Origin of the sequence: Acinetobacter sp. C26M (assembly GCF_023702675.1) — a bacterium.
In the GTDB taxonomy this organism is placed as follows: Bacteria; Pseudomonadota; Gammaproteobacteria; order Pseudomonadales; family Moraxellaceae; genus Acinetobacter.
On record NZ_CP098478.1, the window covers coordinates 2,880,388 to 2,900,104 of the forward strand.

At 40.2% G+C, this 19,717-nt stretch carries 18 protein-coding genes; 7 read left to right on the top strand and 11 right to left on the bottom strand.

The genetic code is table 11. From position 1 onward, the window contains the following. Positions 1-104 precede the first annotated feature (104 nt). The 3 genes from fabR (at position 105) to dps (ending at position 2,612) form a co-directional block, all read left to right on the top strand. On the top strand, positions 105-800 hold the full coding sequence (fabR, locus tag NDN11_RS13150; RefSeq protein WP_167250675.1) for an HTH-type transcriptional repressor FabR: 696 nt from the start codon (positions 105-107) through the stop codon (positions 798-800). 85 nt (positions 801-885) lie between these two features. Beyond that, positions 886-1,902: an AI-2E family transporter gene (locus NDN11_RS13155; protein ID WP_167250677.1), complete on the top strand. Its 1,017-nt coding sequence runs from the start codon at positions 886-888 to the stop codon at positions 1,900-1,902. A 215-nt stretch (positions 1,903-2,117) separates the two neighbouring features. Beyond that, the gene (gene dps / locus NDN11_RS13160) at positions 2,118-2,612 is read left to right on the top strand and encodes a DNA starvation/stationary phase protection protein Dps (RefSeq protein ID WP_251109899.1); all 495 of its coding nucleotides are present in this window, start codon (positions 2,118-2,120) and stop codon (positions 2,610-2,612) included. Between the two features lie 56 nt (positions 2,613-2,668). Here the strand turns inward: dps and rapA are convergent, their stop codons facing one another. The 6 genes from rapA to NDN11_RS13190 all read right to left on the bottom strand — a co-directional run bounded on the left by rapA (position 2,669) and on the right by NDN11_RS13190 (position 9,726). After that, on the bottom strand, positions 2,669-5,506 hold the full coding sequence (gene rapA / locus NDN11_RS13165) for an RNA polymerase-associated protein RapA (protein WP_167250681.1): 2,838 nt from the start codon (positions 5,504-5,506) through the stop codon (positions 2,669-2,671). 144 nt (positions 5,507-5,650) lie between these two features. Next, the gene (locus NDN11_RS13170; protein ID WP_251109900.1) at positions 5,651-6,295 is read right to left on the bottom strand and encodes an RluA family pseudouridine synthase; all 645 of its coding nucleotides are present in this window, start codon (positions 6,293-6,295) and stop codon (positions 5,651-5,653) included. A 142-nt stretch (positions 6,296-6,437) separates the two neighbouring features. Continuing rightward, positions 6,438-6,854 (bottom strand): GlcG/HbpS family heme-binding protein, encoded by a 417-nt coding sequence (locus NDN11_RS13175; protein WP_251109901.1) that lies wholly within the window; start codon positions 6,852-6,854, stop codon positions 6,438-6,440. 329 nt (positions 6,855-7,183) lie between these two features. Beyond that, complete coding sequence (gene hemL, locus NDN11_RS13180) at positions 7,184-8,482, bottom strand: glutamate-1-semialdehyde 2,1-aminomutase (protein ID WP_167250687.1); 1,299 nt, start codon at positions 8,480-8,482, stop codon at positions 7,184-7,186. Between the two features lie 82 nt (positions 8,483-8,564). Further along, positions 8,565-9,176, bottom strand: coding sequence for a thiamine phosphate synthase (gene thiE, locus NDN11_RS13185; RefSeq protein WP_251111547.1), 612 nt, complete (start codon positions 9,174-9,176; stop codon positions 8,565-8,567). Positions 9,177-9,354: 178 nt separating this feature from the next. Further along, positions 9,355-9,726 (bottom strand): Mpo1-like protein, encoded by a 372-nt coding sequence (locus NDN11_RS13190; protein WP_070076818.1) that lies wholly within the window; start codon positions 9,724-9,726, stop codon positions 9,355-9,357. Between the two features lie 177 nt (positions 9,727-9,903). Between NDN11_RS13190 and NDN11_RS13195 the strand changes: the two genes are divergently transcribed. Continuing rightward, positions 9,904-11,361 carry a CYTH and CHAD domain-containing protein gene (locus NDN11_RS13195; protein ID WP_251109902.1) on the top strand — a complete coding sequence of 486 codons (1,458 nt, stop codon included), beginning with the start codon at positions 9,904-9,906 and terminating at the stop codon, positions 11,359-11,361. Positions 11,362-11,613: 252 nt separating this feature from the next. Here the strand turns inward: NDN11_RS13195 and NDN11_RS13200 are convergent, their stop codons facing one another. Continuing rightward, on the bottom strand, positions 11,614-12,246 hold the full coding sequence (locus NDN11_RS13200) for a hypothetical protein (protein ID WP_167250691.1): 633 nt from the start codon (positions 12,244-12,246) through the stop codon (positions 11,614-11,616). A 105-nt stretch (positions 12,247-12,351) separates the two neighbouring features. On the opposite strand from NDN11_RS13200, the gene NDN11_RS13205 reads away from it, so the two are divergent. After that, on the top strand, positions 12,352-12,735 hold the full coding sequence (locus NDN11_RS13205; RefSeq protein ID WP_167250693.1) for a DUF3144 domain-containing protein: 384 nt from the start codon (positions 12,352-12,354) through the stop codon (positions 12,733-12,735). Between the two features lie 52 nt (positions 12,736-12,787). On the opposite strand, the gene NDN11_RS13210 is transcribed toward NDN11_RS13205, so the two are convergent. Both NDN11_RS13210 and NDN11_RS13215 read right to left on the bottom strand, forming a co-directional pair. After that, positions 12,788-15,556, bottom strand: a complete 2,769-nt coding sequence (locus tag NDN11_RS13210) for a M16 family metallopeptidase (protein ID WP_251109903.1) — start codon at positions 15,554-15,556, stop codon at positions 12,788-12,790. 144 nt (positions 15,557-15,700) lie between these two features. Beyond that, positions 15,701-16,519: a PhzF family phenazine biosynthesis protein gene (locus NDN11_RS13215; RefSeq protein ID WP_251109904.1), complete on the bottom strand. Its 819-nt coding sequence runs from the start codon at positions 16,517-16,519 to the stop codon at positions 15,701-15,703. A 273-nt stretch (positions 16,520-16,792) separates the two neighbouring features. Between NDN11_RS13215 and NDN11_RS13220 the strand changes: the two genes are divergently transcribed. Further along, positions 16,793-17,404 (top strand): DJ-1/PfpI family protein, encoded by a 612-nt coding sequence (locus NDN11_RS13220; RefSeq protein ID WP_167250699.1) that lies wholly within the window; start codon positions 16,793-16,795, stop codon positions 17,402-17,404. A 13-nt stretch (positions 17,405-17,417) separates the two neighbouring features. Then, positions 17,418-17,582 (top strand): DUF1427 family protein, encoded by a 165-nt coding sequence (locus NDN11_RS13225; protein ID WP_167250701.1) that lies wholly within the window; start codon positions 17,418-17,420, stop codon positions 17,580-17,582. Positions 17,583-17,662: 80 nt separating this feature from the next. On the opposite strand, the gene NDN11_RS13230 is transcribed toward NDN11_RS13225, so the two are convergent. Then, positions 17,663-18,283: a pentapeptide repeat-containing protein gene (locus NDN11_RS13230; RefSeq protein WP_167250703.1), complete on the bottom strand. Its 621-nt coding sequence runs from the start codon at positions 18,281-18,283 to the stop codon at positions 17,663-17,665. 137 nt (positions 18,284-18,420) lie between these two features. Beyond that, entirely contained in the window at positions 18,421-19,677 is a 1,257-nt protein-coding gene (icd, locus tag NDN11_RS13235; protein ID WP_251109905.1) for an NADP-dependent isocitrate dehydrogenase, read from the bottom strand. Positions 19,678-19,717: the final 40 nt, after the last annotated feature.

Here is a 19,717-nt window from a genome sequence, read left to right on the forward strand (position 1 = left end):
CATATGTATATATATTTGTATATACACTCGTATAAGAATTTACATTTCACAAGTCCACAGACAATCGCTATAATCCCGAGTAGCTTACTTATATATTGAAAACAATGGTTCATTCTTCTTTTTTACCACTCGGTCATGACAACGTAAACGAACAAGATGTCATTCCTATGAAATCTCCTGTGCGTTCAGTAGGTAGAAAAGCAACCATTACCAAAGAAGAGTTGTTTCAAGCCACGCTTAACCTGATTGGCCCGCAAAAAAGCATCGCTTCGCTCAGCTTACGTGAAATTGCACGAGAAGCAGGCATTGCGCCTAATAGCTTTTATCGTCATTTTAAAGATATTGATGAACTGGCAATTGCCCTGATTGATCAGTCTGGTTTGGTACTTCGTCGTATTATCCGTGAAGCACGCTTACAGGCTTCAAAGCAGCAAAGTATTATCCGCAGTTCGGTTGAAGTATTTATTCAACAGTTGAATACCGATGAAGGCAACCTGAGTTTGTTATTACGCGAAGGTTATACAGGCTCAACCTCGTATAAAGCAGCGGTTGACCGTCAACTTAGCTTCTTCCAGCAAGAGCTTCAAGAAGACCTGATTCGTTTAGAACGTTTGAATAACAGTAAGCTTAGTCATGCTGATCTTGCGGCTAAAGCCATCACTCAATTGGTGTTCAACATGGGCGCAAAAGTGCTCGATTTGCCTGCTGAGCAGCGTACTGAAGTGGCAGAACAAACCATGGTGATGATTCGCATGATTTTAGAAGGTGCGCGTCATATTAATGAAACGGAAATTGATTAATTGTTTGCACAGCAATAGGATAGATGTCATCAAAATCATATTTTTGTCCTTTAGCATAACAACAACCTAAACTAGGCCATAGATCATGAATCTACTCAATGACCGTCAAAGCATCATCGCCAGTTTCATTCTGATGGCTTTGTTTTTAATGATGGTCATTCCCCTGCATCTGCTTCCAAGTTTTTTTGCAGGCTTCTTGGTTTTTGAAATTATTAATAGTTTAAGTTCGATTGTTGAAAAACATATTGATGGACAACGTGCGCGTATCTTTATCAGTATTATTTTGGGTGTGTTCACAATCGTATTACTGGGCTTCTTTATTACCAGCCTAATCAGCTTTGTGATTTATGATTTAAAAGGGACTGGACTAAATTCCTTTAACTTTAAAATTGATCAAACCTTAATTAAGTTCCAAGCTGAGATGAGTCAATATTTGCCAGGGTATCTGCCACATAGTGTGGCCGACATCAAAAATCAGATCTTGTCTTTCATCAAAAATAATATATCCATCGTGAAAAACACAGGCACTGATATCCTGCATAATCTAGCCACCATGTTAATCGGTCTGATTGTCGGAATTTTGGTTGCGATTCAAAACTTTAAGCAACATGCACCTCAGCCTGCATTTAAAGCAGCAATCTTGCATCGTATTCAAAAACTTTCTGTTTCTTTTAAAAATGTCGTATTTGCCCAAGTGAAGATCTCTCTGATCAATACAGGCTTATTCATTATTTTTGTTTTTATTGTCTTACCTATATTTAATATCCACTTACCTTTTGCCAAAACACTGACCATTCTGACTTTTATTTTTGGTCTACTGCCGATTATTGGCAATCTGATTTCCAATACTTTAATCATTATGGCTGGATTGACCATTTCCCTCTCAGTCGCAGCGATTTCTCTGGCTTACTTGGTCATTATTCATAAACTTGAATATTTCGTGAATGCCAAAATTATTGGTACCAAAATCAATGCCAGTGCTTGGGAAGTGTTATTGGCGATGCTCATTTTCGAGTCGATTTTTGGTCTCAGCGGTCTAATTGTTGCACCTATTTTCTATGCTTACATCAAATTAGAATGTAAGGATGCAGGATTGATTTAGCTTGTTTTTACAAACAGAGAAATACTCTAACAAATGAAATCATCATTTAATCTGAATTCAAACGGGCGTTATCAAAAATAAAATTGATGATAAGTAAACTTACAAAAGCCTAGAAAACGAAAACACTCACGCCTTGCTTCAAGCGATAAGCTAATCAGCAAATGAATGGTTTTTGTTCATTATGTTTTATCACATTATAATTGAATGAGGTAACTATGAATTCTTCAGCAGCTAAATCTTTAAAAGTTTATACCCGTAATAATTTAGATGACTCAATCAAAGAGTCCACCGTAAAAATCTTAAATCAGATCCTTGCCAATTTAATCGATCTTTCATTACTGACCAAACAAGCACATTGGAACATGCGGGGTAGCAACTTTATTGCGGTGCATGAAATGTTAGATATGTTCCGTACTTCATTGATCACCCATTTAGACAATGTTGCAGAACGTGCGGTACAGATCGGTGGAACAGCATTGGGTACGACACAAACTGTTGCAGAAACGTCTCATCTGAAACCCTATCCTATCGCCATCCATGCGGTACAAGATCATTTAAAAGAACTGGCAGATCGCTATGGTGTGGTCGCCAATCACCTACGTGATACCATTGATGAAATTCAAGATCCGATTTCAGAAGATATTATTCACGCAGCACTTGAAGATCTGGATCAATATTTATGGTTCTTGGAAGCCAATATTGATCACTAAAAATCTAACCATAAAAAAGAGGACTGTTACAGTCCTCTTTTTTATGTCAGTCCCAATTATGGCTTAACCACAACCAAGACCTGAATCGCTTCTGGTGTCACAGATAGACCATCCAATAGACCTAAGCCTTCTTTCTGGAACTTCTGTAACCGCTCAATTTCGTCTTCACGAATACTTGGATTAAATTGCTTGAGATAGCTTAAACGGTCAATTTCATATTGCCATTTACCGCTGTAATGCTCTTTAGCTTGTTGCATCAATTCTGGTAATGATTCTTTGGCAATATCTAAAGCTTGTGCATAACGTGTTTCGATCACATCACGACGTGCTTTGACTACTTGTCGGCAACTATTGCCATCTAAATGGTGTAAGTATGGACGTAAAATGCTTGGGTCAATCTTCGCTGACAAATCCTGACCATTTTCACTGAGCAAAACACGAATCAATTGCTTCGGCAAGCTTGATGGCAAGTTCAACGCTTTAGGCGCAACGACATCAACCTTAAACCATACTTCCAACAACACCGAACCTTGTTTCAATGCATTTGATTTTAGTAAGGCAACATTGGTACTACCAAATGATTGTGTACGGATCATCTCCATCACACTCTCAATAAACGGATGTTCCAAGGTCAGATATTGCGCATCTTCACGGATTTGTGCCTGATCACGATAGAAAGTCGCAGTCATTCCTTCTTCGTCCAAGCTAATCCCTTGAACTTGCATTTGATCCGTCGGCTTGATGATTACCGTACCATTGCTTTGCTCATCAAAATCAATATTGGTTGATGACATGAAACGCTTCACAAACATTGGCAAAGTGGTGTTGTCATCATAATCTTCAAGTGCTTGTACAATGCCCTGTGCAACCACTGGACGGCAAGAGTTGTACTCAAGCAAACGGTCACGACCTGCCTGTAATTCAGCTTCCAAGGCTTGACGCTGTACATTCACTTCTTCAAGCAAATCTTCAAAAGTCTGACCTTGATCTGCCAATAAGCAATCTTTTAATTCAACAATAAAATTCTCTTGCAGCGTTTGCGCTGTTGGAGAAATACTGCTGAAAATATTGAGCGCTTCGTTATACCAACGGAACATACGTTCTTGTGCTGTACCCATCAAATATGGCACATGGATCTGAATACGGTTTTCTTGACCGATACGATCCAAACGACCAATACGCTGTTCAAGTACGTCAGGGTTTGCGGGTAAATCAAATAAAACTAAATCACTGGCAAACTGGAAGTTACGACCTTCCGAACCAATTTCCGAACAAAGTAAAATCTGAGCACCATAACTGTCTTCTGCAAAATATGCCGCAGCTTGGTCACGCTCTAATAAACTCATACCCTCATGGAACATAGCGGTACGAATACCCGCATGTAAACGTAATACGTTTTCCAATGCTTCAACCACTGGTCCACTACGCGCGATCAACAACACTTTTTTGTGTTTTAAATCTTTGCGTAGCACTTCCATCAACCAAGGCACACGCGGATCATTTTCCATCCATGCGCCATCCAGTTGACCTTCTTCTGGCCACATTTGCTCACGCATTTTGCCATCAAATGACCAATCTTCTGGTGCTGGCAATGGTGCTGGCTGACAATCACGACCTGGGAAGCCTTGAATCGCTTCACGGGTATTACGGAACAGAATACGACCTGTACCATGACGATCTAATAATTCGTGGATCGCACGCATACGCTGTTCAGGCTGATCATCAATACGATGCCCCAATAAGCCGTCCAGTGCAGCAAGATGCTCTTCTGTTAATGCTTGATCTGACATCAATACTTCTGCAATTTTTGCAGTATGTTGATATTGTTCTTCTTCATCAAGGAAGCGATCGAGGCTACTAAAGCGTTGCGGATCGAGTAAACGAAGACGGGCAAAATGGCTTTCAACGCCTAATTGCTCAGGCGTTGCCGTTAGCAGTAACACACCCGCTGTTTGTTCAGCGAGTTCTTCAACAAGATCATAACGATCATTACCGCCTTCTTCCTCACTCCACATTAAGTGATGTGCTTCATCGACAACCAATAGATCAAAACCTGCTTCCATCGCTTGCTCACGCAAGTCATCGTGGTCAACCATCAAGTCAACACTGGCGATAATGCATTGCTCAGTCAGGAAGGGATTGAGATCAGGATCATGTTCTTTGATCGAAGCGGTACGGGTTAAGTCGAATAGCGAGAATTGCAAATTGAAACGGCGACGCATTTCAATCATCCACTGATATTGCAATGAATCAGGGACTAGAATCAGGATACGTTCAGAACGCCCAGTTTTTAGTTGTTGGTGAATGATCAAACCTGCTTCAATGGTTTTACCTAAGCCCACTTCATCGGCCAATAAAACACGCGGAGCAAAACGCTTACCTACTTCATGTGCGATGTAAAGCTGGTGTGGAATCAAGCCTACACGCGCACCAAGAAAACCACGTAAAGGACTGGTGTGCATTTGTGCTTGCAACAACATCGCTTCAATACGCAGGTCATACCACTCTTTATAATCAACTTGGCTGGCTAACAGACGCTCTAAAGGTTTTGACAGTTGGATTTGCGCACCGATACGGGTTTCATTCAGTGACTTACGTTCTTGTTCGCCATTTTCAAGACTACGAACCACATCGTAACGCAGCACACCATGACGATCTTCAATCGACTCAACAGTCCACTTGATGCCTTCTTGGTCTTGTACTTCATCATTAACGTTAAAGATGATGCGAGATAAAGGCGCATTGTTACGTGCATAAACACGAGTTTCATCACTTTTAGGGAATAAAATGCTGATAGAACGTTCATCTACATCAATAAGAACCCCTAAACCGAGTTCAGTTTCAGTATCTGATAACCAACGTTGACCAATAGCAAACTGCTGCAATTTTTCCACCTTTATCTCAAGTTAGCCTACATATTTTATGCCCTGACCCAAATAAAAGTTAAGGCATTTTATGTAGTTTTCAACGATGTATTTTGACACAAAGCGCAATCAAATAGCGTGCATCACATCGTGTTTCATAAAAAAGTTTTTAGACTAAAACGGTACAGCACAATCAAAGCTGAGTTGTGCACCTGTTTTAGGATGCGCAAAGCTTAATTGCGTTGCATGTAAACACAAACGCGGATAAAGCTGTTGCTGTTCTGAAGTGGCATATAAGGTATCACCTAGAATCGGATGACCTAAATATTGCATATGCACACGAAGCTGATGTGAACGTCCTGTAATCGGAACGAGTTTAACTCGAGTTACAGCTTGTCCCTGAATTTCTAAATGTTCGATCGCTTGCCATTCGGTTAATGCTAGCTTGTGATAAGAAGCATCCACAATATGCAATGGTGGACGGCTTGGATCATAAATCACAGGAATATCGACTGTGCCCTGACCTTCTAAATGTCCAGCAACCAAAGCTTGATAAATTTTTGAGGTTTGACGATCTTGAAACTGGCGCGAAATATTGCTCTGTCCAAATTTGGATAAACCAAACACCAAGATGCCAGAAGTATCGCGATCTAGACGATGAATCAGTAAAGTTTTTGGTTCTAATTCTAATAAACGATTGATTAAACAATCTTGTAAATCAGGTGTTTTCCCCGGCACAGTAAGTAGGCCTGCAGGTTTATGGATGACCATAAAATCTTCATCACGATGAATCAAATGTTCACTTAGAAAATCATTCAAGGTAGCCTTCCAACGACTGGATGAAAACAAGCGGGCAATCATAAAAAGCTTGGCGCTGAATTACAATGCATGACACGTATTTTTACTGATTTTTTTCGTGTTTCTCTCGAATTTTCATCCAGATTCGAATTTTAATGATGATTTAGGTCTGTTGCTCTAGAAATTGTTGAATCGCATGTTGAGCAATTTCTGCATCTTGAAAAGATTGTACACCCGACACACCAACAGCCCCGACAACCTGCTCTTGATAGACAATCGGCTCACCGCCTTCTAACATACCTTTTGCTGCATTGATCGTTAAAAAGCCGATCTTACCATCACGGATCATATCTTCGGATGCCTTGGTGGTTCTTCGGCTGACCGCAGCAGATTGCGCTTTTTCTTGGCAAATCTGTGTCGATAATACCGATGCGCCATCCATACGCTTCATCATTAATAACGTTCCACCGTCATCCACAACTGCAATACTGACATTAAAGCTGCGCGCTGTTGCATATTGCAATGCCGCATCAACCAGAATTTCCACATCAGCGGACGTTAAATAATGTTTAGTTTTCATGTTTTACTCCATTCCTATGGGTTTCTTATAAAAAGCTTTTAGATATGATACAACTGCCATCTACAGCCTACGCAAGCCCAAAGCACAGCCTAAGACCAACGTAAAATATAGTTTATTATTCAAGCATTATTTTATCTTGCGGTACAGTAAAGATTGTTTATCTTTGCGCTTCGTCGTGGAGGTTTAGCATACAAACTGTTGGGAACTGGGTAAGATTCCGTTACGATCATCTATTATTTTTAAACCCGTTAAGTTCTCTATTGAGCTCAAGCTAAAATTCGTCCATAAAAAAAGCCCGAACAAATCGGGCTTCTGTATAGATCACAGCGTTATTTCATTTCTGCAAAAGTTTCTTTTGCTGCCTGAATGGTCTCTGCAATATCTTGATCTGAATGCATAGATGAAATAAATCCTGCTTCAAATGCAGATGGTGCAAGATACACGCCACGCTTTAACATGCCGTGGAAGAATTTCTTAAATGCTTCAACATCACAAGCCAACATTGAATCAAAGCTGGTAATATCCTCTTGATCGGTGAAATACAAACCGAACATGCCACCGACTTGCTGGGTCTTAAATGGAATACCCGCTTCGTCTGCTGCAGCCTGTAAACCTGCAAGTAATTTTGCGAGCTGTGCAGCCAGCTTGTCATAAAACTCTGGTTCACGCAGATGCTTGAACATCGCAATACCTGCACGCATTGCCAATGGGTTACCAGACAATGTCCCTGCTTGATAAACACCACCTAAAGGTGCGATGCACTCCATGATTTCACGTTTACCACCAAAAGCACCAACCGGTAAGCCCGCACCAATGATTTTACCCAATGTAGTCAAATCAGGTTTTACCTTATAAACAGATTGCGCACCGCCTAAAGCAACACGGAAACCAGTCATCACTTCATCAATGATAAAGACCGATTTGTATTCATCGCACACATCACGAATCGCTTGCAAGAAACCATCAATTGGTGTCACCAAGTTCATATTGCCTGCAACAGGCTCAATGATGACACCCGCAATCTCATGACCGAACTTACTAAAGCATTCTTTCAATGCCTCGATATTGTTATACGGGAGCGTTAAGGTATGTTTGGCGAAATCGGCAGGTACGCCTTTTGAAGTTGGCTCACCTTCACCAAGCGTCAATAAACCTGAACCTGCTTTGACCAATAATGAGTCTGAATGACCGTGGTAGCAGCCTTCAAATTTTACAATTTTGTCACGGCCGGTATAACCACGAGCCAAACGAATCGCGGTCATGGTTGCTTCAGTACCTGAACTGGTCATACGCACCAATTCAATTGAAGGCATGATCTCGCAAATGGTGTCTGCCAAAGTGGTTTCATGTACCGTTGGTGCGCCAAAACTTAGGCCATCTTCCGCAGCAGTTTGTACCGCTTGAATAATATCTGGATGCGCATGACCCAAAATCATTGGGCCCCATGAACCGACATAGTCAACATAGCGTTTGCCATCGACATCCCATAAATACGCACCTTTTGCCTTTTCAATAAAGACAGGCGTACCACCAACACCGTTAAATGCACGTACCGGCGAGTTAACCCCACCCGGAATATGTTTACTTGCTTGTTTAAATAACTGTTCTTGCTTTGGAGATAAACTCATAAAAGACTCAACCTAGAATCAAGGACGAGGAACGCTGTCGTTCCGAGAAACAATGAAAGCTCCGCAAAGCGGATGCATATAATTAGTCAAATAACGTTGCCCATGCATGTACACGAGCAGGAATTTCGGCTGTTGATCGTCCTAATATATCACTAATTACCGCACAAAGGCTTGCTCCAGCCTCAACTACGATTTGAGAATTTTCAACGGTCAAACCACCAATCGCACAAATCGGCACAGCAAATTTTTGTCTCGCTTGCTTAATCACTTCGATGCCGACATTGCCTGCTTCTGGTTTTGTTGAGGTCGCATAAACCGCACCAAAGGCCACATAAGTTGCACCGTCAGCAATCGCCTTTTCCGCCAATTCTAATGAATTTAAGCAAGTACGGCCAATAATCACACCTTGTGGTAAACGTGCGGCAGCATCACTTATTTCACCATCGGACTGTCCAAGATGCACACCTAAACCAAATTGTTCCGCTAATGCCAAATCATCATTAATCACAAATGAGACCTGATGCTTTTCACAAAGTGCTTTGATCTGCTCTACTTCACTTGGCTGATCTGCTTTTGCCACTTTCTTACGACGATATTGCAGAATCGCAACTTTGCCTGTCGCCAGAGCCACATCTAGTTTTTCTAATAATAATTGGATTGGATCATCATTGGTAATGAGATAAAGACCGCGCATGAACGTTTCACTATTCACTATAATTACATTAGCTTCAGGGTATATTTTCTTGTTTGAAAATTAAAGATAGCGAGTGTATTTACATCATTAATCGCTGCAAATCAGAACAAATAAAAAAGCTGCCGAAGCAGCTTTACGACACTTAATGTCGCTTTATAATTTTTAAATATACGATAATTCAAGAATCAATTTTATCAAACTGACGATCAATCAGACTTAAACGACCACGCGCAACATCCGATAACATGCGCCAATCCGAGATAAAGCTATACAGCGGCTGTTTAAAGCTGGCAGGCTTATTATGTTCAAAGAAAAAATGTCCAACCCAAGCACAAGCATAGCCTGATACCAAACCATACAAAGCATATTTTGCCTGACGTTTACGGATGGCTTTACTAAAGAAATATAAACCGATCGAGCTGCCTGCCACATGTAAACGACGGCTGGCAATACTGCGATGTTCTGTTAAATAAAAGTGATAAAATTCATCATAGTTTTTAATGGGTAATGAAAATTCCACTGGCTTCGTTATATTCGCTGGTGCATTCATTTTTGGATCATCCTAATCGTGCAAGACTCTCCACACGTTAATGCATTTTCTGTACAAAATAAAGTCATTGCGTGCCATCCTTTTCAAGCTTAAAACAACTTTACAATGATTTTTGAGATCAACAAGTTATACTGAGTTTTGTATTTATCAGTCTCGGTGGTCAGGAGTCATAACATCATGGAAATAGAGCTAAAATTTCAACTCCCTGAATCTAAGAAAAAAAGTGTGTTACAAGTTTTAGGCAAGCAAAAAGCACAAAAAATTCACCTTCAAGCCAAGTATTACGACACTGCCGACCGTTTACTGGCAAAGAATTATGTTGCGATCCGTCTGCGTCAAGAGGGTGAACATTGGGTGCAAACCTTTAAAGCTGCGAGTAAAAACCATTTACAACGCATCGAAGAAGATATTTATTTAGGCAAATGTACCGAAGAACCCGAGCTCGATTTATCCCTCTATAAAAACAATCAAACTGTTCAAAGCGTACTTCGTGATATTTTAGGTGAAGTACCTGCAAATTTATTACTACAGTTTCAAACTGACGTCCAACGTACCTTTCATATATTCGAGTTTGAAGGCTCACAAATTGAAGTTTGCTTGGACGATGGCGAAATCCGTACTCCAACCAGCCAAGCCAAAATCTGTGAAATCGAGTTTGAATTAAAGCAAGGCTCGGCTCAGTCCCTAATTAATTTTGCCAAAACTTGGGTAGATAAATATCAACTCTGGCTCGATGTGCGTAGTAAGGCTGAACGTGGCAATTTATTGGCTATGGGCAAAACGGTATCCCCCGCCAGCAAAGCGAAATCACTAAACCTAGAGAAAAATGTAAGTGCTGAACAAGCAATCAAACTGATTATCGAAAATACACTTAATCATATCTTACCCAATGCAGCCGCAATTGCTGATGGTGTGGCAGAGGCCGATCATATTCATCAAGCTCGTGTTGGTTTACGTCGTTTACGTTCTGCCCTAAAACATTTTTCTAACTGGTCTGCGCAAATTGATCCTGCTTGGGAAGGTCAGTTAGCAGATATTTTTAGAGCTTTGGGACAATCACGTGATAACGATGCGATTCAAGATTCCGTTATTCCGTTAGTAAAAGAAGTCTGTGATTTTGATTTTCCATTCCCAGAGAGTACTGACAATAGTGTTTCTCAGTTATTAAGCCACACTAAAACCACTCAGCTATTTTTAGCATTATTCAGCTTCACCTATAGTGAGCATGAGTCTAAATCTAAACTTTCCAAACAGGTAGCTAAAAGCCTAACTAAGCTTTACCAAAAGATTCTAAATGATGCAGCCCAGTTCTCAACTTTAGAAGTTGAGCAACAACATCGTACTCGTAAACGCGTTAAACAATTGCGTTATTGCATCGACTTTATTGCAGGGATTTATCCTGAAAAAAACGTTCAACAATTCTTAAATAAGTTACAGCCAATTCAGGAATATTTAGGCTTTTATAATGATCTGTTTGTTGCTGAGCAAATCTTCGAGCAACAAGCTGCTGAGTACCCACAATTTTTATTTGCTTTAGGTTGGGTCAAGGCACAGCAGCCACATGTGGCCAAGAAAGCAGCGAAAAAGTTACAAGCCTTATCTGCTCAGGATACTTTTTGGGATGAGAAGCAATAGCTGCATAAGGGAAAATCACCTCACTCTATTCTCTTGCTGGCGGCATGGATGCCGCCGTTAAGCTGTGGCATCAAGGATGTGCCATCAGCTTAACAGAGGGGTTTTGTTACTTTTGTCCAGTCAAAAGTAAGGATCTACCTATACAAAAGGTATTAGGTTATTCATAATTTTTGAGGTCGTGCTAACCCGAAAAGGAAATGAAAATCCATTCTTTAGCAGGCAGATAATATCTTCATATTGAGCTTAAATCATTTACCGATACTTCCCAAAAATCTTCCACGTGCCATTATCTGCAATCGGATCACTATAACTATCATTACGCTGCTTACGTGGCTTATCCCGTGCATCGACCAATTTAAAATGCGGTTCAACACTGAGAATCATGCCGTTCATATAAAATCGAGTTCTCGTATATTCACTTTGTCCATGCTGAAATACATATGTACGCAAATCAATAAACTCACGATGTGCAACTAAGGCCGCAGTATCATCACTGCCTAGCCACTCCTGCATCGCAAAAATCTGATCGGTCTCAAACTGCCCACATTTTTCTAACAAGGCAGCCACACCTCGAAAGGTTTTCGATTCTTTAGCACGTGTTTTATTAATCCGAATCCGATCGACATGAAAGAAAAATAGCGGCAAATTTAAATGACTGGGTAAGTGAATTGCATCCACTATCTCGTCTTCCATAAAAGGCTGACACAGCTGTTGTGCTCTTTCAATCAAGGGCTGCCATTGTCTGTAGTATTCATCCACATCATCTTTCAAACCATAATAGATCGGCAAACCCTCAACATTTTCTAAATATTGAGGTGGATGGATATGTTGGCGCAGTAAGGCTATATCTGTTTTTAAGCTTTGAATCGCGATTGCATCTTGCATAGTGATTTTTCTAATTGCTTAGGCTATTTTAGATTAAGGCAAAGGTTTAGTTTCGACAAGGCTTTGTCTATAATGAGGTGTCTTAACTTGTCGCTGGAAAATATCATGTCTCAAAAAATTAACGCCACCGATGTGACGGATGAAGAAGCTTTAAATGCGGTATTTTTTGAGCGTGCAGATGAATTTATTAAACTTGCCAATGATTTCTGCCGACCGCCAAAAGGTCAGAAAGTCCAGCCAGAAGAGTTACGTGGCCAAGTGAGTGCAGCCATGTTATTTGCTACTGCTCGCTTTAATACGTGGGTCGCAGCCAATAACTTTAAAGATGGCAATGAAATGCGTGATGCCAAAGAACAAGTCATGTCTTATCTCCTACAACAATTCCAAATGATGTTAGAAGATAATTTTGACGAATATTGTGAACAATTTGAAAACTACTTACGTTTCCGCAAGAACGAAGATTTTCATGCACATAAACACGATCATTAATGATTGATGATTAAAACAAAGCCACCTCATCGGTGGCTTTGTTTTTTGTGGTTTACTTCAAGTCTTGTGCTTGACCATATTGATCAGCCATGACTTCTACAAATTGGTCTAGTTTGATGTATTTTTTAATTGCAGCATTGACATCTTCTTTGGTCAGTTTCGCTAGCTCCTGATCGCGCTCTTCACGATCCAATAGCGTTTTGTTGCGTTCTAACTGACCTGTCAACATGCCATGAATATTGCGTTCATCTTCTAAAGCAGTCACACGCTTCTTCATGATATCTGCTTTCGCTGCTTCCACTTCCTGTTCGTTCACACCTTTACTTAAAAGCTCATTTAAGACTTTATGTACAGATTGCGATACTTGTGCAGAACGACCAGATGTATAGTTTGCAGTAATACTTAAAGTACCATCATCAATATCGGGATCAAGATCTAAGCCACTACCAAATCCATACACTAGCGCATTTTTCTCACGTAACTCTTGAGCCAAACGTGATGAAAGTTGTGAGTTGCCTAAAACATGGCTCAAAATAATCAAAGCTGGCGCATCTTTATGATAGGAACCAACGGGCAAGGCTAAAACACTTTGATAGCTGCCAAACTCGCGTTGTTCCGATAAAGCATGAACTTTCTGGGCTTTATAAACCGTATATTGCCCTGTCACTTTTGTGAATGGTTGCTTTGCTTTCCAAGAACCAAAGGCTTTTTGCAAAGTCTTCTGCATTTTCTTGGCATCAAAATCACCCGTCACTGCAATTTGAGCATGGTCTGTCACAAAGAACTGATCATAGAATTGTTTCACTTGCGGCTGAGTGACTTCACCAATCTGTTTCTTGGCAAGTTCTGGTTCAAAGTGATAACGGATATCCCCTGGTTGATAGATTTCCAAAATCTTAGACAAGGTCATCGATGACACAACCGCAGGTTCTGTATATGGACGATCCAATACAGACAGGCTTTGATTTTTTGCCAAATCAAACTCTGTTTGCGAGAATTTTGGCTGTTTCAGGACATCAACAATAAAGTTAAAGAAATCTTCAAACTTGTCTTTCTTCGCTTGAACAACAATGGTAAAACCATTGCCATTTGAACTAACCGATGCACCACCACTAGCCGCAATTGCCTTATCGGTAATTTCCTGCAAGCTATGCTTTTCAGAACCACGAAGCATTAAATAGCTGGCTAAATCTAAAGTAACCCCTTTACCAAATAATGTTTTTTCATCGCCAAAATCCAAGCTAATCGTGGCATAGGTTTTATCGTCACGTGTAGGCGTTGGGAATAATGCATAGCGAATACCATTCTTTAACTCACCACGTTGAATTTTCTGCTCATTTTTTTGCAATTGCTGAGCAGACTGTGCCATAAACTGGGTCACTTCCTGCTTGTAGACATTTGCATCTTTTAATGGCTCAGGCTTTTCATCGCTTTGATCTAAAGTTTTAGGCTTCTCTTCTGCTTTCATGGTCATCGCTTTCTTTTGATCTTCTGGCGTCGGTAAAATATCGCCTGAAATACGATGTGAAGAGACTAAAAAGTCTTTTAAGGTTTTATTCGCATCTTTAAGCTTTAAGTCTTGAACTGCTTGTAAGTCCTTAAAGTATTGATCCCATTGACCATGTGATGAAACTGCATAGTCGCTCAGGCGTGAGCCTAGGGCTACAGCGTCATTGGCAATGGTATCTGCGGCATTTTGAGTAATATTTTTAATGCGCTGTAATTCAGCTTCAGTAAATGGCTGGCTATTTTCAACACCTGTTTTTAGTGCTTCATCAACCTTTTTCGCATCATGATTCGGAGCATAAATTGCGCCCATAAAGACCACGTTAAAATCTTGATCTAACCATGTGGTTGATTGCACTGCCGTACTGATTCCCGTCTCCACCATACTCTTATACAAAGTACCACTTGGCTGCATGGTATATAACGCTGGCGCAAGCGCTAAAGTCGGTTGTAATGGGGTATTTTTTCCATTCATATAGACATGGAATTTAGCCAAATCACTGCCCTTTTGTACCGTAAACTGACGCTGTTCAATTTTACTTGAATCCAAAACTGGGACTTGAACTTGTGCGGGTACTGGACGTGCTGGAATTGGACTAAAATACTGATCAATCTTGCTCAATACTTCGGTCTTATCAAATTTACCAGAAATCACCATGACTGCATTGTTTGGTGCATACCAAGTTCTATAGAACTGGTTTAACTCATTGAGTTGAATCGACTTTAATTCAGGTAAATCACCAATCGGCAAACGACCTAAATATTGATTGCCATAAGCCGCTTTCCACATTTGATCCATCAGTACAGCAAACGGCTGATCCATACGGATTTCTCGTTCACGTTTTACGATTTCAATTTCAGAAGGAACAAATTTTTCTTGCAACACCAATTTATCCATACGCTCTGATTCAAGGTACAGAATTTCATTGAGTGCATTTTTTTCAGGACGAACAATATTTAGATATTTAGTTGCGTAATAATCTGTGCTGGCATTGGTCATCAACGTATATTGATCCAGACGACGTTGAAACTCGTCACCCTTCACATTTTGAGTGCCTTTAAAGGCCAAATGTTCTAATAGATGCGCAAGTCCGCCTTTACCTTTCGGATCATTCAGCGAACCTGTCAAATAAACCGTATTTACATAGACTTTATTTTCTTTATCGTTTGGTGCAAGAATAACTCTGAAACCGTTATCTAATTTATATTCTTCGATATTTTTTTCACTTTTTACGAGCACTGTCTGAGACCAAGACGTCGCACTCAACCCAATCAAACAAAGCGAGAGAGTAAGCTGCTTAAACCGCATTAACATAATTTATCCAAGTATTTATGGTGATTTAAATAATAGAGACAAGCTATGGTAGAGAATGATTCGCATTTTTAATAGTTATGTTTTGAAAAAAGCTGTTTATTTAAACAGCTTTTATCTTTATTTTTGCACAGTTTAAGCTAAAAATCAGATTGTCAGTTCGGCTTGCATATACAATTTGGCATAACCTGAAATTTCAATGCGGTCTTCAGACTCAATCACACATTCTAAAACTCCACCACGTTTAGATGCCTGAAAGGCGGTTAATCGAGTCTGATTCAGTTTTTCCGCCCAAAGTGGGACAATTGCGGTATGAATTGAACCTGTTACCGGATCTTCGTCAATACCAATTGCTGGCGCAAAATAACGAGAAACGCAATCAAACTTCCCTTCACCTCTGGCGGTAATGGCAACATCAGGCTGAGAAGCGGTAATCGCGGTACGAACTTGTCCCAATTGTTTTAGTTTTTCTAGATCAGGTTGTTCATCCAATACATCCTGCACCGTTTCATATTCAATAATATAGGCTTGCACATTACGATAAACCGCTTTAAACGGCTTGGTCAGCCCTTCACGTAATTCTTTAGGATAATCAGTAACTAACTCTGGTTTACGAATTGGAAAATTCATTTTAATTTTGCCATCAGCATCTTGGCTGACAATAAAAATACCCAGATCACGTACATGGAACTGGATCGTTTCTGCCTTGCTAAAGTCTTTAAATAAAACAAAAGCACTGGCTAAAGTGGCATGCCCACAAAACGCAACCTCATTGAGCGGAGAAAACCAACGAATCTCATAATTGGTTTCATCAATGGTTTTAACAAAAGCAGTCTCTGATACATTATTTTCCATCGCGATATTCTGCATCAAACTATCGTCTAACCATTCATCGACGACGATTACAGCCGCAGGATTTCCTTTAAATAATTCTTTTGTAAAAGCATCAACTTGGTACATCTTCATGTCACAGCACTCTCTCTATTTTCCAATTATTTTGAACATTTGGTCTATAAAGTATAGATACAGATTTTTTTAAATTTACGATACACCGTGGCATTTCTTATTCAAGCACACTAAATGCTTTAAAATTAAGCAAAAACAATACTCCGCTTGCTAACAGATCAGCCTAAAAGTCCAATGATTTAGCATAATTCAAAATAAGCCATACAGAATATTCACAATAAAAAATGTGAAGCTCACTATGGTATTACGCAGATTAAACAAGCGAGAAAAACCATGCGTATTCCTGTGAATGCTGTCGTATTTGAGGATTTTGAAACCCTCGACATTATGGGTCCTGTTGAATTGTTTGGCTTACTGCAAGAGCATTATCAAGTCCAGTTTTATAGCCTGAATGGTGGTCTAGTTTCTAATAAACATGGTGTTTGTATCCAGACCAAATCCTTTAGCGAAATCAAAACACATGCTGAAAGTATTTTGCTCGTTCCTGGTGGCATCGTGACTTTTGAATTAATCAAAAATCAGCAATTTCTTGATCAGCTCAAAACTTTAGCAGCTCAAAGCAAACATGTTCTGACGATTTGTACAGGCAGTTCATTACTTGCCGCGACAAGTCTTTTAAATGGTATTAAGGCAACATCGAATAAAATGGCATTTGAATTTGTACAAAAGCTCAACGATCAAGTGTTGTGGCAAGCTCAGGCTCGTTGGGTGATTGATGGGAAATTTTATACTTCATCAGGTGTCAGTGCGGGGATGGATATGACTCTTGCCTTTATACATAACACACAGGGTGAAAAAGTTGCTCAACTTTGTGCGGAAGAAGCCGAATATATCTGGAATAGTAATCCAAACATTGATCCCTTTTGTAAAGTAAAAGCAGGCTGATCAACGGCTGATTATGAAGATTTATGTATTATCGCTCGCAGTTGGCGTATTGGTTGGTGTGCTGTATTACCTAGTCGATGTTAAAGCACCTGCACCACCCATTGTGGCATTACTGGGTTTATTGGGCATTGTGATTGGTGAACAATTAGTCCCTTTTATTCGGCTCTATCTTTCTTAACAAGATAAGCTTTACTCTATCTCCCATAAAAATGAGTGGCCTAAAACCACTCATTTTGATTAGAGCCTTTTATCCTTATTTCAATCAATTCTGACATCAAACCCTAGATTTTCAGCAATCATCAGCGTTTGATCAAGGTTAATAATCGCATCTTTAATCTGCGTTTCTTTGGGGTCTAAGGCACTCAAATCACTGCCTCTTAAATCACACTCGGTAAAATCTGCGCGGTGTAGCCATGCACCAGAGAGATCGCTATCTCGAAGCGAACTTCCATGGCAACGTGCTCCCGTCAGATCAGCTTCTCTTAAACGTGTTCTCAAAAAAGAAGCTTTCTCTAAATCAGCGCCCGGTAATCCAACAAAAGCCCAATCACTGTCCTCAACTCGCATATGGTGGAACTGACAATCGCTAAACATACTGCCGACCAACTTGCAGTCGGTGAATTTACTATCAAAGAAATTGCAAAAATAGAAAGTACAATTTAAAAATGCACTACTTTGATGAACTGAAGCATTAAAACGTGCTCGTCGAAAAGTACATTCATTAAAAACCGCACCTGTGCTTTGGGCTTCTGACAGATCTAAATCAACAAATAGCGTCCGCTCATATTTTTGATTGCTCAGTACTTGTCCGTAGCAATCCAAGCTGGTAATGGTTTCTGTTGTTTTCGGTGCTGCCGCACCATATTTTCTTTCCGCCATGATGTTCAGTTTGTATTTTCGAATACATCAAAATATGTCATGCATTCAATTTTGTACATGTTTTTCTCATGACTCATTTATCTCCATTTTAAATAAAAAAGAGCGGTAAAACCGCTCTTTCATTTCATACTTAGACTTTAATCTTCCATGTGCTGGATTATGGCTTGTCCAAATTCAGAACAACGTAATAAAGTTGCATTTGGCATTAAACGTTCAAAATCATAGGTCACTGTTTTTGCCGAGATCGCCCCCGAAACACCCTGAATAATCAAATCAGCTGCTTCGATCCAGCCCATATCACGTAGCATCATTTCAGCAGACAAAATAATCGAACCCGGGTTGACCTTATCTTGCCCTGCATACTTCGGTGCAGTGCCATGTGTTGCTTCATAAACTGCTATTGCACCGCCAATATTGGCGCCCGGTGCAATCCCAATACCGCCCACTTCTGCTGCAAGTGCATCAGAAATGTAATCACCATTTAAGTTCAGTGTAGCAATCACGGAATAATCGGCTGGACGCATTAAAATTTGCTGTAAGAACGCATCGGCAATCACATCTTTAATAATGATATCTTTACCCGTTCTTGGATTTTTAATTTTTACCCAAGGTCCACCATCTAGCAACTGTCCACCAAAACGTTCTATTGCGAGTTCATAGCCCCACTCTTTAAACGCGCCTTCGGTGTACTTCATAATGTTGCCTTTGTGTACTAGCGTCACAGAAGGTTTGTCATTATCAATCGCAAACTGAATGGCTTTACGCACCAGACGCTGGGTCCCTTCTTTAGAAACAGGTTTAATCCCAATCCCACAATCTTTAGGAAATCGGATTTTGGTTACACCCATTTCTTCTTGCAAAAATTTAATGACTTTCTTTGCTTCTGGAGAATCAGCCTTCCATTCGATCCCTGCATAGATATCTTCTGAGTTCTCACGGAAAATTATCATATCCGTGAGTTCTGGATGTTGCACAGGTGAAGGTACACCTTCAAACCAACGTACTGGACGCACACAAACATATAAATCGAGTTCTTGGCGCAATGCAACATTCAAAGAACGAATACCGCCACCAACAGGTGTAGTCAATGGGCCTTTTATTGATATAATAAACTCGCGTAAAGCATCAAAAGTTTCTTCTGGCATATAATTGCCATAGATTTTATCTGCTTTTTCGCCGCAGTAGACTTCCATCCATTCGATTGAACGTTTGCCACCGTAAGCTTTTAACACGGCGGCATCTACTACTGCCTTCATTGCTGGTGTAATATCCACACCAATACCATCACCTTCAATAAAAGGGATGATTGGACGATTTGGAACATTCAATGACAGGTCTGCATTTACTGTGATTTTGTCTCCATCTGCAGGAACCACAATCTTCTGATAACCCATTTTGTAGGTTCTCCCTCATGTATTTAGCGATTATCTCTAT

What these genes read in the sequence shown, in the direction of transcription:
- NDN11_RS13215 (WP_251109904.1), bottom strand. Translation starts at nt 16,519, where the DNA reads ATGAAGATGTACCAAGTTGATGCTTTTACAAAAGAATTATTTAAAGGA.
- fabR (WP_167250675.1), top strand. Translation starts at nt 105, where the DNA reads ATGGTTCATTCTTCTTTTTTACCACTCGGTCATGACAACGTAAACGAA.
- NDN11_RS13195 (WP_251109902.1), top strand. Translation starts at nt 9,904, where the DNA reads ATGGAAATAGAGCTAAAATTTCAACTCCCTGAATCTAAGAAAAAAAGT.
- icd (WP_251109905.1), bottom strand. Translation starts at nt 19,677, where the DNA reads ATGGGTTATCAGAAGATTGTGGTTCCTGCAGATGGAGACAAAATCACA.
- NDN11_RS13190 (WP_070076818.1), bottom strand. Translation starts at nt 9,726, where the DNA reads ATGAATGCACCAGCGAATATAACGAAGCCAGTGGAATTTTCATTACCC.
- NDN11_RS13205 (WP_167250693.1), top strand. Translation starts at nt 12,352, where the DNA reads ATGTCTCAAAAAATTAACGCCACCGATGTGACGGATGAAGAAGCTTTA.
- NDN11_RS13200 (WP_167250691.1), bottom strand. Translation starts at nt 12,246, where the DNA reads ATGCAAGATGCAATCGCGATTCAAAGCTTAAAAACAGATATAGCCTTA.
- NDN11_RS13155 (WP_167250677.1), top strand. Translation starts at nt 886, where the DNA reads ATGAATCTACTCAATGACCGTCAAAGCATCATCGCCAGTTTCATTCTG.
- NDN11_RS13175 (WP_251109901.1), bottom strand. Translation starts at nt 6,854, where the DNA reads ATGAAAACTAAACATTATTTAACGTCCGCTGATGTGGAAATTCTGGTT.
- NDN11_RS13225 (WP_167250701.1), top strand. Translation starts at nt 17,418, where the DNA reads ATGAAGATTTATGTATTATCGCTCGCAGTTGGCGTATTGGTTGGTGTG.
- hemL (WP_167250687.1), bottom strand. Translation starts at nt 8,482, where the DNA reads ATGAGTTTATCTCCAAAGCAAGAACAGTTATTTAAACAAGCAAGTAAA.
- dps (WP_251109899.1), top strand. Translation starts at nt 2,118, where the DNA reads ATGAATTCTTCAGCAGCTAAATCTTTAAAAGTTTATACCCGTAATAAT.
- NDN11_RS13220 (WP_167250699.1), top strand. Translation starts at nt 16,793, where the DNA reads ATGCGTATTCCTGTGAATGCTGTCGTATTTGAGGATTTTGAAACCCTC.
- NDN11_RS13230 (WP_167250703.1), bottom strand. Translation starts at nt 18,283, where the DNA reads ATGGCGGAAAGAAAATATGGTGCGGCAGCACCGAAAACAACAGAAACC.
- thiE (WP_251111547.1), bottom strand. Translation starts at nt 9,176, where the DNA reads ATGCGCGGTCTTTATCTCATTACCAATGATGATCCAATCCAATTATTA.
- NDN11_RS13210 (WP_251109903.1), bottom strand. Translation starts at nt 15,556, where the DNA reads ATGTTAATGCGGTTTAAGCAGCTTACTCTCTCGCTTTGTTTGATTGGG.